Source organism: Mesorhizobium sp. YM1C-6-2, from assembly GCF_003666685.1.
Lineage (GTDB): Bacteria > Pseudomonadota > Alphaproteobacteria > Rhizobiales > Rhizobiaceae > Mesorhizobium_K.
In genome coordinates this window covers 405,766-420,144 of the sequence record NZ_RCIZ01000002.1, presented here as the reverse complement: position 1 = coordinate 420,144, position 14,379 = coordinate 405,766, and the positions used below count along the sequence as shown (strand labels likewise).

The 14,379-nt window shown below is 65.6% G+C and carries 9 protein-coding genes and 1 tRNA gene; 3 read left to right on the top strand and 7 right to left on the bottom strand.

The genetic code is table 11. The features are described 5' to 3' along the window. Positions 1-1,200, bottom strand: a complete 1,200-nt coding sequence (locus D8676_RS06895; RefSeq protein ID WP_245426642.1) for a P1 family peptidase — start codon at positions 1,198-1,200, stop codon at positions 1-3. Positions 1,201-1,622: 422 nt separating this feature from the next. Beyond that, a tRNA-Ile gene (locus D8676_RS06890) sits at positions 1,623-1,698 on the bottom strand. A 285-nt stretch (positions 1,699-1,983) separates the two neighbouring features. On the opposite strand from D8676_RS06890, the gene D8676_RS06885 reads away from it, so the two are divergent. Both D8676_RS06885 and D8676_RS06880 read left to right on the top strand, forming a co-directional pair. Beyond that, complete coding sequence (locus D8676_RS06885) at positions 1,984-2,829, top strand: hypothetical protein (protein ID WP_183097004.1); 846 nt, start codon at positions 1,984-1,986, stop codon at positions 2,827-2,829. 62 nt (positions 2,830-2,891) lie between these two features. Beyond that, complete coding sequence (locus tag D8676_RS06880) at positions 2,892-4,184, top strand: sn-glycerol-1-phosphate dehydrogenase (RefSeq protein WP_121580100.1); 1,293 nt, start codon at positions 2,892-2,894, stop codon at positions 4,182-4,184. Positions 4,185-4,192: 8 nt separating this feature from the next. Here D8676_RS06880 and D8676_RS06875 read toward each other — a convergent pair whose 3' ends face one another. The 4 genes from D8676_RS06875 to D8676_RS06860 are packed head-to-tail and all read right to left on the bottom strand — an operon-like array spanning position 4,193 to position 8,630. After that, positions 4,193-5,140: an ABC transporter permease gene (locus tag D8676_RS06875; RefSeq protein WP_121580099.1), complete on the bottom strand. Its 948-nt coding sequence runs from the start codon at positions 5,138-5,140 to the stop codon at positions 4,193-4,195. A gap of 1 nt (position 5,141) precedes the next feature. Then, the gene (locus tag D8676_RS06870; RefSeq protein ID WP_121580098.1) at positions 5,142-6,113 is read right to left on the bottom strand and encodes an ABC transporter permease; all 972 of its coding nucleotides are present in this window, start codon (positions 6,111-6,113) and stop codon (positions 5,142-5,144) included. After that, positions 6,110-7,579, bottom strand: a complete 1,470-nt coding sequence (locus D8676_RS06865) for a sugar ABC transporter ATP-binding protein (RefSeq protein WP_121580097.1) — start codon at positions 7,577-7,579, stop codon at positions 6,110-6,112. The genes D8676_RS06870 and D8676_RS06865 overlap by 4 nt, the downstream gene beginning before the upstream one ends. A 34-nt stretch (positions 7,580-7,613) precedes the next feature. Beyond that, positions 7,614-8,630 (bottom strand): ABC transporter substrate-binding protein, encoded by a 1,017-nt coding sequence (locus tag D8676_RS06860; protein WP_121580096.1) that lies wholly within the window; start codon positions 8,628-8,630, stop codon positions 7,614-7,616. Between the two features lie 994 nt (positions 8,631-9,624). Here D8676_RS06860 and D8676_RS06855 point away from each other — a divergent pair. Beyond that, positions 9,625-11,154 (top strand): DUF1254 domain-containing protein, encoded by a 1,530-nt coding sequence (locus D8676_RS06855; protein WP_245426641.1) that lies wholly within the window; start codon positions 9,625-9,627, stop codon positions 11,152-11,154. A 75-nt stretch (positions 11,155-11,229) separates the two neighbouring features. Here D8676_RS06855 and D8676_RS06850 read toward each other — a convergent pair whose 3' ends face one another. Further along, a complete protein-coding gene (locus D8676_RS06850; RefSeq protein WP_121580095.1) occupies positions 11,230-14,376 on the bottom strand; it encodes a multidrug efflux RND transporter permease subunit in 3,147 nt (1,048 codons plus the stop codon). Positions 14,377-14,379 lie beyond the last annotated feature (3 nt).

The following is a 14,379-nucleotide window of genomic DNA, read 5'->3' as shown; positions in this document are numbered from 1 at the left end:
TCACTGCGCAAACAGTTCGGCAAGCCGTTCGCGGTCGATTGCGCGACAGACCTTGTCAGGAGGCTTGAAGGTGGGCACGTCCTCGCCCGCGACGAGGGAATTGACCACGGCCTCTTCCACCGCCTCGACGGCAGCTAGGTAAAAGGGGTCGAGCGCATCCTGATTGATTTCCTCGCGCATCGAGAAGACAGAAGCGGCCTCCGGCATCGGCGCCGGATTCGCCGTCGAGAACGCGAGAAAAATATCTCCGGAATTGTTGCCTCCCGGAGTACCCCCACGACCGATGCCGATTGCCGCGCGCTTGGCCATCTGCCGCAGCGCCAGCGGCGACAATGGTGCATTCGTGGCAAGGATGACGATGATCGAGCCGGTCTCCTGGCTGTGCAGGGTACCCTCCGGCATCAGCCTGCCCACCGGATTGCCAAGGATGTTGAGCCACGGCCGGATGCCGTGGTTTGCTTGCACCAGCGTCGCCACAATGTGATGGCGCCCGCCGACTTTAACCTGGCGCGACGCGCTGCCGGTTCCGGCCTTGAACTCATAGGCGATCATACCGTTTCCGCCCCCCGTGGAACCCTCGGCCACCGGTCCGGTCGAGCGCGCATCGAGCGCCGCGATCGCATGCTCGGGGGTGACGAACATGGCGTTGATGTCGTTGAGAACGCCGTCGTAGGTCTCGGCGACGATCGGCATGGCCCAGGCGTGGTTGGGGCCATGGAAGTGATCGCTGTAATGGTCGAGCATCCAGCGGGTGGCTCCGGTGTGGGCTGCGCCCACGCCATGTGTGCTGGTGATCAGCACCGGGCCAACGAAATAGCCAGCGTCGTTCACCCAATGCGTTCCGGTCATCTCGCCGTTGCCGTTCAGCGTGAACTGGCCGGCCCAGACCGGCCTAGCCTCACGTTCCGGACGGGGAAGGATGGCGGTGACGCCGGTGCGGATCTTCCGCGCAGGATCGGTAAGCGTGCAGAAGCCGACGGCCAGTCCCGGAATGTCGGTGATGGCGTTCAGTGGACCGGGCGTACCTGGAAAGGGCAGACCCAGGTCGCGGGCGCGTGCACCCCCTGGCTGCCCACGCGCCTCCCTGCCGACTTCAGATCGAAGCCCAGACCTACCGGACATTTCATCCGCAAATAGCACCGCTATTCCGCGTTCTTTCAAAAGCCTTTTGAATTCAATGCAATGATCCGTACGCGCCACCCGCTACGCCGGAAAAGAAGGGAACGCCGTGTTTTAGATCAGGGCTGGCTAGCGAAGCTTTTGCGCCTGGAGTTAGTGACATCGCACCCAAAGATCGTGTGCTGACCCCGTGCATAACTCGCTCAGCAAGACCACGCTTGGAAAATGAAGCCCGCCACCTTCCGGTCGTAGAAAACCGAATCGCTACTCTTTTTGAAATAGCTGCGTGGAAGCGCGGCATTAACGTGGCAGCTTTGGAGAAGCGAATCTTCCAAAGACAATCTTACTTGTCACGCAAAAATTTTTTTCTGAGCGCTCTCGGGCCTTCAGCAGCGAAACCTTATTCTTGAACGGGCGGAAAAAGAGGTGCGCCGCTTAGAAGGCAATTCGCTATTTTTTGGATCAAATTCGCTTTTGTTTGGCAACGACATATTGCAGGACGTTGGTGGGCCCGGAGGGACTCGAACCCCCAACCAAGCGGTTATGAGCCGCCGGCTCTAACCATTGAGCTACAGGCCCCACGCGGCTGCATTAGTTGCTTTTGGCGCGCCGCACAAGTCGCGAACAAGCGCGCGGAGCCGGAACCGCTACACGAACTGGAAAGGACCTGCACATCCCCGACGGTCGCTCGTCGTGGATAATCCGGCAAAGAAGCCCAAGCCGGCTTCGACCCCAGCCGCAATCACTTTCCGCGCCTCCCTGGCGACAGTATCGACCCGAGGCGAAGGCGCGTCCGCCGAAAAATGCGCGACGATTTCTACCCGTCGGGAGGTCTCGCACAAGGCTGGGCCGTGTGGCAGGTACATGATAGGCCAAGCGCCGGATTGTGCCCCACGCTGCCTGCAGCGATGCTATGTCACCGGGCAGGCGGATGCGAAGTGGCTTCGCCGCGACCACGGTCTCGCCAAGCAGGGGCTTTCCATGGACTTCATCTTCATGCTGACACGCGACGATCGCACGGTCGAGGATTGCCTCGACCTGGTCGAACTGATCCGTCCCGTCGGCCTGAAACATGTCGGCTTCAAGGATGTCGGCATTTCGCCCGATGTGCAGAAGGCGTTGACCAGAGCTATCCGTACGGCAGGTGCCACCTCATACATGGAAGTCGTCTCGACGACGCCGGAAGCATGCCTGGCGTCCGCACGCGTGGCGCGCGATCTCGGCGTCGACCGGCTGCTCGGGGGAACGCAGGTCGACGAGATCATGGACATATTGGATGGCAGCGACACCCGATACTATCCTTTCCCGGGCAAGCCGACCGGCCATCCGACCAGACTCGGCGGCAGGCCTTCGGACGTCGAGGCCCATTGCCGCGACTTCGTCGCCAGGGGTTGCGCCGGATGCGATCTCCTCGCCTTCCGCGCCACCGAGGCCGACCCGATCGACCTCGTGAAAGCCGCACGGAGCGGGCTCGGGCCAGACAAATACCTGATCGTCGCCGGTGCGATCGCCTCCCCCGAACGCGTCCGGGCGATCGAGGCCGCCGGCGCCGATGCCTTCACCATCGGCACGGCGGTCTTCAACGGCTCCTATTCGCCGAACAAGGGCTCGATCCTGTCGCAATTGCGCGACATCCTTGCCGATTGCGGGGCGGAGGGTCCGATGGCGCCTCGGCCTCGCCCCGGCCAGTCCGCGAGTGCCGGCACATGAAACCGCTTTATCGACTCAGATCACCCGTGCCGCCACACGCCGACTGACGGGAGGCCGAAACGATGTCAAAGGAGATGCTCGATCGTCTGCTTGCAGGAAAGCTCCGCGATCCTGACGGTGGCGGCATGCTGGTTCCGCCTCTGAAGCACATCGCGCTGGCGCGCGGACTGGGCAAGGCGGCGGCTTCGCTGGTAGCACCCCTCTCCCTGGGCAAATCGTTCGCCGTGATCATGGATCCGGATACGCGCGCCGCCATGGGCGAGCAGGTCACGGCTTTGCTCGCTGCCTCCCATAAGGTCGACGAGATCGTCCTTTCCCGCCTCCCCCATCCCGACATGGACGCGGTGAACGGCGTCATCGCCAGGACAGGAACGGCCGACGCCTTGATTGCCGTGGGCTCTGGCTCGATCAACGACATCACCAAATATGCAGCGCATCTGACCGGCAGGCCCTATGCCGTCTTCGGCACGGCGCCTTCGATGAACGGCTACACCTCGGTGTCGGCGGCGATCACCGAACACGGCCTGAAGAAGTCGCTACCGGCGACGATGCCCAAAGGCGTCTTCCTCGATCTCGACGTGATGGCGGCGGCGCCGCAGCGGCTGATCGCCTCCGGTTTCGGCGATTCGCTGGCGCGCGCCACGGCCCAGACCGACTGGCTGATGGCTCACCTTCTGCTCGGCAAGCCCTACCGCGAGGCGCCTTTCATGCTGCTCGCCGACGACGAGGACGCGATGATCGAGGCAGCGTCCGCGCTGAAGGCCGGCGACGTGTCCGCGGTCGAGCTTCTGGTGCGCACGCTCGTGATGTCGGGGCTCGGCATGACGCTTTGCGGGGGGTCCTACCCGGCGAGCCAGGGCGAGCACCTGATCGCGCACTATATCGACATGCGCGGCGAGAACCTGCCGCAGGCCTTCCACGGCGAGCACATCGCGGTGACGACGCTGACCATGGCGCGGCTGCAGCAGCGTGTCTTGGCGCTGGACGCTCTGCAGCTGGCTCCGACGTCGGACACTGAAACATCCACGATCGAAAAATTCGGCCCGGAGGTCGGCCGCGCCTGCTGGCAGGCTTTCCTGCCCAAGGTCTTCGACAAGGACGCGACCGATCAACTCAACCGGAAACTCGCCGCGGAATGGCCCGCGATCCGCGAGCGGCTGCGCCGGGTGGCCCGAGCGCCGGTGGAGCTGGAGCAGGCGCTGCTCGCAGTCGGCGCGCCGACGGCGCCGCAGGATGTCGGCCTGCCCCTGCCCTTCTACCGCGAGGCGGTCGCCAATGCGCGGCTGATCCGCGACCGCTTCACCATGCTCGACCTCGCGGCGATGTCGGTCGATCCGGTCGAGGCCGGTGTCTGACGGCCGCGCTAGCGCGGCGCCTTTTCGCCGCCCGCGACGGTAATGACCCCCACGATGATGAGGCCGGTGAGCAGCAGCCTGACGCCCGCGCTCACCCCGAACGTGTTCAGCATGGTGAGCAGCAGCACCAGGAAAAGCGACGCGCCCCATATGCCGGGAACGTTCGCCTTGCCGCCTGCGACCGAGGTGCCGCCGATCACCACCACGGCGATCGACGACAGCAGGTACTCCCTGCCGATATCGACATTGGCGCCGCGGAAATAACCGGCGAGCAGAGCGCCGTTGAGGCCGCCGAGCGTACCGCAGAGCGTATAGGTGAGGAAGCGTATCCAGCCCACATTGACGCCGGCGAGCCAGGCCGCGCGGATGTTCTGGCCGATGGCGAGCACCGAACGGCCGTAGATCATGCGGTTGAGCGCTACTGCCGCAACGATGGTGAAGAGCACGATGAGGATCGCAATGACCGGGATGCCGGCGACCTGCACGTTGGTGAAGTCGGCGAAGCCCGGCGGCGGCTTGATCTGCAGGCCGCGCCCGAAGGCGATGTCGATCGAAAGGATGATGAAGCTCGCCGACAGCGTGGCGATGATCGGCGGGATGCGCAGCGCCCAGATCAGCAGGTAGTTGGCGATGCCGACCGCGGCGCCGGAAGCGAGGGCGGCGAGAAGCCCGAGCGCGATACGCGAATCCTGACCGTTCATCACGGTCATCGCCACCGCGCTCGCCAGCCCGATATTGGCGGGCAGCGACAGGTCGACATTGCCCGGCCCGAGCGTGATGACGAACATCTGGCCAACGCCGACGATGACCATGAAGACGGCGAGCGAAAGCGCGGCCGTGATCATGCCGCCGCCGCCGACGCCGCCCGTGAAGATGATCGTCGCCAGCCACACCGCGAAGGCCCCGACGAAGGACCATATCCAGGGCGTGGAGAAGATCGCGCGGACCTGCGTCATCTCAGCGTTCCCTCCGGCTGATCAGCACGCGGGCGGCAAGCACGACGATCAGGATGATGCCGTTCGCCGCGACCTGCCAGTCGGGCGGTATCTTCATGAAGGTGAGCAGCGGCGAGGCGGCCAGCGCCAGCGTCAGCGCGCCCAGCACCGCACCGATCGGCGAGACGCGCCCGCCGACGAACTCACCGCCGCCGAGGATGACGCCGGCGATCGCCAGCAGCGTGTAACCATTGCCGATATTGGCGTCGCCGGAGGTGGTGATGCCGATCAGCGCCATTCCGGACAGGACCCCGAACAGGCCCGCAAGCGCAAAGAGCGTGACCTTTACCCTGAGGATCGACCAGCCGGCGCGCCCGAGCGCCACCGGATTGCCGCCAGAGCCGCGCAGAATGGCGCCGTAGGAGGTGCGCATCAGGCCGAAATGCACGACGAGCGCGATGACCACGGCCGCCACGATCGGGAACGGGACGAGAGGCGGCTTGAACCCCATGATTGCCGAGAGCCATTCCGGCGCCTTGCCGCCGGGCGTCGGCAGGGTAAGGATCGCAAGCCCTTGCCAGACGAAGCTCATACCGAGGGTAACGACGATGGACGGCAGGTTGCGCAGATGGATCAGCGCGCCAAGCAGCGCGTAGACGCCGATCGAGCCGAGCAGGATCAGCACGCCGACCAGCGGCGCCTCGCGCAGCCAGGTCGCGGTGACGCAGCCGACGAAGCCGACGAAGGTGCCGATCGACAGGTCGAGCTCGTTGCTCGCGATGACGAACATCTGCGCGATCGTCGCCAGCGCGATCGGGATAGCGAGGTTCAGCATCAGGCTGAAGCCGAAATAGCTGATCGCGCGCGGATTGAGCCAGGCGATGGCGATCACCACGAGCGACAGCGACAGCGCCGGCAGCATGGCGCGCAGCATCCGAGCCCGCGAGGCGGACCCTGGACGCGCCACCGACCGTTCGATGGCGGTCGTTGTCATGACGCCTCGCTGAACGAAGACTGGATCACTTTTTCTTCCGTGAGTTCGCCGCGATCGAGGTTTGCGACGATGCGGCCGCCGCGGAAAACGTAGACATGGTCGCAATGGTCGAGTTCGTCGGTCTCGGTCGTGTACCAGAGGAAGGTGCGGCCGTTTTTCGCCTCCTCGCGGATCAGGTCGTAGACCTCGAGCTTGGTGCCGATGTCGACGCCGCGCATCGGGTCGTCCATCAGCACGATCCTGGCGTCGGAGCCGAGCGCCCGCGCAAACAGCGCCTTCTGCTGGTTGCCGCCCGACAGCGACAGGATGTTGTTGCCCATGTCGGGCGTGCGGATGCCGATCTTCTTCTTCCACGTTTCGGCAAGCTCGGCCTCGCGACGCGGCGAGATCAGCAGCCCGTTGCGCAGACGCGCCAGCGAGCGGATGCCGATGTTCTCCGAGATCGACCATTGCGGGAAGATGCCGTCGGTCTGGCGGTCGCCGGCAACCAGCGCGACCGGAGCGGTCACTTCGACACCTGCCTTGCGCCGGCGCGCGCCGTCGAAGATCGCAAGCAGGAGATCGGTCTGGCCGTGCCCCGCCAGTCCGGCAAGGCCAATGATCTCGCCTTCACGCGCGACGAGTTCCTTGTCGTCGCCCTGACGCGCCGGACGGGCGCGGACCCGCAGGGCCGCCCCCTGCTTGGCCTCGGCCTTGGCGGCAGCGATGGTCTTCTCGTGATGCTCCGCGCCGCCCATCGTGGCGACCAGCCTTTCCCGGTCGAAGGCCGAGGCTGCGTCCGTCGCCACGACCTTGCCGTCGCGCATGACGACGATGCGGTCGGCATTTTCGAGGATTTCGCCGAGCAGGTGCGAAATCAGGATGCAGCTCCTGCCGCCCGCCACGAAGCGCCTGACGAAGGCGAGCAACTGGCCGGCCGTATGGGCGTCGAGCGAGGAGGTCGGCTCGTCGAGGATGACGAGGTCCAGCGGGTCGTCGGTGACGGTGAACGCGCGCGCCACCTCGACCATCTGGCGCTTGCCGATAGACAGGTCGCTGACGACGTCGGACGGGTCGACGCCATGGCCGGGGAAAATCTCGTCGAGCTTGGCGGCGATCAGCGCGGCGGATCTCTTGCGCCAGCCGAAACCCTTCAGCGACGGGTGGTTGACGCGCGTGTTCTCCGCCACGCTGAGGTTGGGGCAGAGCGACAGTTCCTGGAAGACGCAGCGTATGCCGAGCCGCTGCGCGCGCACGACGGAATAGTTTTCCTCCGCCGAGCCGCGCACGGCGATCCGCCCCCGGTCGGGCACGAGCGTGCCGGCCAGCGTGTGCATCAGCGTCGACTTGCCGGCGCCATTGTGGCCGACGAGGCCGATGCATTCGCCGGCGTCAACGCTGAAGTCGACGCCGTCGAGCGCGCGGACGGCGCCGAAATGTTTTTCGACGCCGTCCAGCTTCACGATGTTGGGACGGGTGCCGGACATCAGTCTCCGCCACCCGCCGGAAGACGCTCCACGATCATTTCTTGATGTTGGCCTCGATGGCCTTGACCGCGTCTTCCTGCGTGTACTCCGCACTCGCCACGCCGCCGACCTCGATGTTCGGCAGGGCCGCCTCGAAATCGTCCTGGGTGAAGGCGAGGTACGGCACCAGAAGGTCGTGCGGCACGTCGGTGCGGCCGTCGAGCACCTGCTGGGCGACCCAGAAGGCGAGCGTCGAGACACCCGGCGCGATGGAGGCCGACCAGGTCTTGTAGCCGTCCTTCTCCTTCTGCTCCTTCCACCACTGCAACTCGTCCTGCCGGTTGCCCATGATGATGGTCGGGCGCGGCTTGCCGGCCGCCGCGAAGGCTTGCGCCGTGCCGTAGCCGTCGCCACCCTGGGTAACGACGCCGACGATGTCGGGCAGCGAGGGTAGCACCGTGGCGACGGCCTTCTGCGCCGTCGTCTGGTCCCAGTTGCCGGTCACCGAGTTGACGATCTTGAACTGCGGATTGGCCTCCACGCCGGCGAGGATGCCCTTATGGATCGCCTCGTCGATCGAGGTGCCGGCAAGACCGCGTATTTCCAGCAGATTGCCGCCGTCCGGATGGAAGGCCTTCATCTGCTCGACTTCCTGCCGGCCCATGTCCTCGAAGTCGACGACGACGCGGTAGGCGCAGGGCTCGGTGACGATGCCATCGAACGAGACGACCACGATGCCGGCGTCGCAGGCCTGCTTGACGGCGCCGTTAAGCGCGTCGGGCGACGAGGCGTTGATGACGATCGCGTCATAGCCCTGCAGGATCAGGTTCTGGATCTGGGCAGCCTGGGTCGGCACTTCCTGGTCGGCGGTGGTGAACACGTCGGCCGCGGCCACCACGCCGTCGGCGACCGCCTTCTTGGTCACCGCGTCATAGCTCTTCAGCATCGCCTGTCGCCACGAATTGCCGGCATAGTTGTTCGAGAACGCGATCTTCTTGCCGCTGGTGTCGGCAAGAGCGGTGCCAGACGCCAGCATTGCGGCGAGCGCACTCAATACAAGCAGCTTCTTCATTCCACTCCCTCCCTTCGGGAACCATCAGACCATTACGCCGGCACCTCCTGCCGGCGTTTCTCCTGTCGCGGCGTCTGCGCGCCGATGTCGCCGGGCCCGAGACCGGCAGCCATTCCCATGTCGCCCTACAGTTGCGCGGAGTCGAAACGAGCGCAAGTCCGACAAATCAGACAAACAGGTTTTCGCGATTGGGCCACGGCCTCCTTTCGCTCGCGGCCGGGCGCTCGCTTTGCTCGCTGGCCTCCGCGAGGGCGCCGGACAGCCGGCGGCCCGCGGTCGCGGGCTCGGGCTTCGGCCGAATGTGCAATTTTCCTTCTCCCGCGCTTCATCGATGCCACGCCTGCTTTCGCATCTGGCCATTGCCGGAAAAGGTGGGAAGCGGGGCACGGGGCCTGGCCTCTCAATAGTATTACGTGGCCGGTTTCCCGTACCCCGCCGGCATACTTGCCCTACCTGGAGGGGACGCAGAATCGTTTCACCGCGCGACCTCGGTCAGGGCCCGGTCCTCGGGGCTCATCACCCAGCCGCGCCACCTCCGCGCGACCGAACCGGTACCGTCCCTGCCACGCTCGCCCGGTTCGCGACCCGCGTTCCCGTGCAGGAGATGACGAGAAGTATCGCTCAACCGGGAGTGGCGTGAGTGCAGTTGCGAAAGAATTTTTTGCAGGAGGCGTCACAGATGTCGCTCTTGTTGGGCGGACTCCCAGCGATTCCAACAGTTTGTGCAAAATCACGCTGAAGCAACAAAATTGCCAGTTGCGAAAAGAGCGCAAAATCCATCCATGCAGCCGGGACAGCCGGTCCAGGCGCACGCCGCCTCCTCAGCACTCCACCGGATCGCAGTGCTCAAACAGGCGGCCGGAACGGCGTCTTTCGCCCGGTTCCAGGGAGAAGGGCCGAATTCTGACCTGTCGGGGCCGATCCCCCGACGCGTCGCTTGTGCCTGTCATCGGGCGCGCATAGGGTGCGGCGCACACTGCTAGGAGGAATCACGGTGAAGTGCACGAATACGTCAGTGGTGGCGGCCACGGCGTTGCTTGCTTTTTTCATGATGGCGGCCTCGCTGCACGCGCAGGAAGACGGCGAGAAGCCGGACTATTCGGCGGAGATCCCGCCTTCGATCCTGACGCCGGAGGCGACCGAAAGCCGGATCGGCACGCTGAAGTTCTTCGACGGCCTGCCGGACGCCGAGACGGTCGCCAGGATCTACGACAATCTCGATTTCACCCGCGGGATCGAGGCCTTCCTGTCGGGCGTGCCGGTCGCCTCAGTGCACGCCATCTGCAAGGGGCTGGAGGCGGTCGGGGTAAGGAAGAATGGCGGCATCGCCATCACCGAGACGCTGGTCGACGCGCGTTCGCTGCTCCTGACGCCCAACCCGGCGACGCCCTATGTCTTCCACTGCCTCGACCTCACCGACGGTCCGATGGTCGTCGAGGTGCCGCCTTCCGTGCTGGGGCCGGTCAACGACGCCGCGTTCCGCTTCATCACCGATCTCGGCATCACCGGCCCGGACCAGGGCAAGGGAGGCAAGTATCTTTTCGTGCCGCCGGGCTATTCCGGCGAGCTCCCGCCGGAAGGCTATTACATGGTCCCGTCGCGGACCAACCACCTGGTCGGCCTCTATCGCGCCTTCGTGGAGAACGGCGACATTGCCGCGACGGTGAGGAACGTCAAGGAGAAGGCCAGGATCTACCCGCTGTCGGCAGCGGAGAACCCGCCGCCGTCCACCTTCTCGAACATATCGGGCGTGCAGCTCAACACGATCCCCCCCAACGACTTCAGCTTCTACGAAGAACTCAACGCTGCCGTCCAGGCCGAACCCGCCGGTGCCTTCGATCCCGAGATGGCGGGGCTTTTCGCTGCGATCGGAATCCAGAAGGGCAAGCCTTTCGAGCCGAGCGAGAAGACGAAGGAGATCCTGTCCGACGCCATCGCCGTCGGCAATGCGACGGCGCGCGCCCTGCTTTTCGCGCCGCGCAACCCGCAGGCGATCCTCTATGAGGACCGGCAATGGCGCAACGCCTTCATCGGCGGCAGCTACGAGTTCCTCGAGGCCGGCGCCAGGCTCCTCGACGCGCGCACGGCGTTCCACTACTACGCCACCGGCATCACGCCTTCGATGGCCGAGGCGAAACCGGGGACGGGATCGGCTTACGCCTATGCGGTGCGCGACGCCAAGGGCGACTATCTCGACGGCGGCAAGACCTACAGGATCACCCTGCCCGCGCCGGTGCCGGCGGAAGCCTTCTGGTCCTTCGTCGTCTACGATTCGCAGACGCGCTCGCTGCTGGAGACGGACCAGCGGGCGGCCGGGATCGACAGCCTCAACCCGGCGATGAAGGCAAACGAGGACGGGTCCCACACGATCTGGTTCGGCCCGCAGGCGCCGGAGGGCCAGGAAGGCAACTGGGTGCAGACCAGGCCCGGCAAGAGCTGGAACGTGATCTTCAGGCTCTACGGACCCCAGGCGCCGTGGTTCGACAAGACCTGGAAGCCCGGCGATTTCGAGCTGGTGGACTAGGCCTGTCGACAATCAGCCGATGCCGGCCGGCGGACGGGAGGCGCCAACCGGCGCCGCCCCTGGCAGCTGCCTCGGCTAGGCGGCAGGCGGGGTCGCGGCGGCGGGTTCCTTGCGCCGGGTGCCGCCGATCATCTCGCCCAGCCTGACGAAGAGCACGAACAGCGCCGGGATGAGCAGGATGCCGATGACGGTCGCGGCCAGCATGCCGGCCACCACCGTCGCGCCGATCGAGACGCGGCTCGCCGCGCCCGCGCCGGTCGTCAGCACCAGCGGCACCGAGCCGAGGATGAAGGCGATCGCCGTCATCAGCACGGCGCGGAAGCGCATGTGCCCGCCTTCGATCGCGGCCTCCTGCAGGCTCTTGCCGGATTCGTAGCTCTCCTTGGCGAACTCGACGATCAGGATCGCGTTCTTCGCCGCCAGGCCGATCAGCAGCACCAGGCCGATCTGCGCGTAGATGTTCAGCCCGAGCTTGACCATCTGGATGCCGAGTATGGCGCCCAGGATGGCCACCACGACCGAGGCGAGAACCGCGAAGGGGATGGTCCAGCTTTCATACTGCGCGACGAGGAAGAGATAGCCGAATATGATCGCCAGCGCGAAGACGACGACCGTCGAGGCGCCGGCCAGCGCCTCCTGGTAGGAGAGGCTCGACCACTCGAACGCGTAGCCTTGCGGCAGCGACGTGCTGGCCAGCTTCGCCATCGCGTCCATCGCCTGGCCGGACGACGAGCCCGCCGACGGCGTTCCGTTGATGGTCGCCGCGGTGAACTGGTTGTAGCGGGCAAGCAGCGTCGGCTGAAGCTCCGCCCTGACAGTCGCGACGGCGCGCAGCGGCACCATCGCCCCGGTGGTGCTGCGCACGTAGATCTTCAATATGTCGTCGGGCGTGCGCCGGAAGGCCTGATCGGCCTGCACATTGACCTGATAGACCTGCCCCATGATCGTGATGTTGTTGACATAGGCCGACCCGAGCTGCGCCTGCAGCGTGTTGAAGATCGTCGAGACCGGCACGTTCAGCCGTTGCGCGCTGTTGCGGTCGATGTCGACGAACAGGCCGGGCACTTCGGCCGAGAAGGTCGAATAGGCGCTGCCGATGGCCGGGTCCGCATTCGCCGCCACGATGAAGGAACGCATGACCTGCGCGAGCTCCTCCGGCGACTGGCCGCCGAGCGCCTCGAGACGGAAGTCGAAGCCTTCGGCATTGCCGACGCCGGGGATGGCGGGCGGCGGAAAGAGGATGATATTGGCGGCGCCGAGCGCGGCGAAATCCTGGTTGAGCTTGGCGTAGATGCCGCGCAGCCCCGTCTCGGGCGTCTTGCGCTCGTCCCACGGCTTCAGGACGATGAGGGCCAGGCCGCTGTTCGGCTGGATGGCTCCCGACAGCAGCGAATAGCCCGAGATGGTGACGACGTTGGCCACACCCTCGGTGGCCGTGGCGATCTGCTCGACCTTGTCCAGGACGCCCTGTGTCCTGGGCAGCGCGGCGGCGTCGGGAAGCTGGATGTTCGCGAACAGCACGCCCTGGTCTTCGGTCGGGATGAAGGCCGTCGGGGTGCGCACGAACTGCCAGGCCGCGAGACCGCCAAAGGCGGCGACGATCAGCAGCGCGATCAGGGAACGGCGCGACAGCAGCCGGTTGACAGTGGAATAGCCGTCGCGCGTCTTGTCGAGCCCGCGATTGAAGTAGCGGAACAGCCCCCTGCCCTCACGCGGCGGCCTGAGGAACACGGCACAAAGTGCAGGGCTGAGCGTCAGCGCATTGAGCGCTGAGATCGCCACCGACGCGGTGATGGTGATCGCGAACTGCCGGTAGAGCTGGCCGGTGATGCCGGGGAGAAAAGCGACCGGCAGGAACACGGCGAAGAGGACGAGCGTGGTCGAGATGATCGGGCCGGTCACCTGCGCCATCGCCTTGTGCGCGGCTTCCGCCGGATGGATGCCCGGTTCCTCCTCCATCACGCGCTGCACGTTCTCGACGACGACGATCGCATCGTCGACCACCAGTCCGATCGCCAGGATCAGCGCGAAGAGGGTGACCGTGTTCGCGGAAAAGCCGAAGGCGAGCAGCACCGCGAAGACGCCGATTAGCGACACCGGGATGGTGAGCGCGGGGATCAGCGTGGCGCGCCAGTCCTGCAGGAAGATGAAGACGACGGCGAGAACGATGACGCCGGTGAGCGCCAGCGTGTAGACGATCTCGTGTACGGTCGCGCGGACGAAATCGGTGGAATCGTAGATGACCTGATAGGCGACGTCGTCGGGGAAGCGCCCTTTCAGCGATTCGAGCTCTGCCTTGACCGCCTGCGCCACGCCGAGCGCGTTGGAGCCCGGCGACTGGTAGATCGCCATCGTCGCCGCCGGCCGGCCGTTGAGCTGGCTGATCGAGGCATAGGTCTGCGCGCCGAGTTCCACCCTGGCGATGTCGCGCACGCGCACGATGCCGCCGGTGTCGTTGACGCGGATGATGATGTCCGCGAACTGGTCGGTGCTGGTGAGGCGGCCGAGCGCGGTGATCGAATATTGCAGCACCTGGTCGTTCGGTATCGGCGGCGCGCCGATCAGGCCGGCGCCTGCCTGCACGTTCTGCTGCTGGATCGCGTTGGTGACGTCGTCGGACGTGATGCCGAGGGCTGCCATGCGCTGCGGATCGAGCCAGATGCGCATCGAATAGCTGAGCCCGCCCATCAGGCTGGCCGAGCCGACGCCGGCGACGCGCGCCACCGGGTTCACCACGTTGATCTGCGCGTAGTTCGACAGGAAGAGCCCGTCGCGCGATCCGTTCGGCGAATAGACGTTGGCGATGAGCAGGAAGTTCGGTTGCTGTGCGCGCACGTTGACGCCGAGCCGCGTCACCGCGTCGGGCAGTTGCGGCGTCGCAAGCGCCACGCGGTTCTGGACGTTGACCTGCGCGATGTCGGGATCGGAGCCGACGGCGAACGTCACCGTCAGCGTGTAGAGACCGCTCGAGCTGGTGGTCGAGGCCATGTAGATCATGCCCTGGACGCCGTTGACCTGCTGCTCGATGGGGGCGGCGACCGTCTCGGCCAGCGTCTGCGCGTCCGCACCCGGATAGCTGGCGGTCACCTGCACGGTCGGCGGCGTGATATCAGGGTATTGCGCGACCGGTATGTTGATGAGCGCCAGGGCGCCGGCGAGCGTGATGATGATGGCGATCACCATCGCCAGCCGGGGACGATGGATGAAGATATCGGCGAACATGGA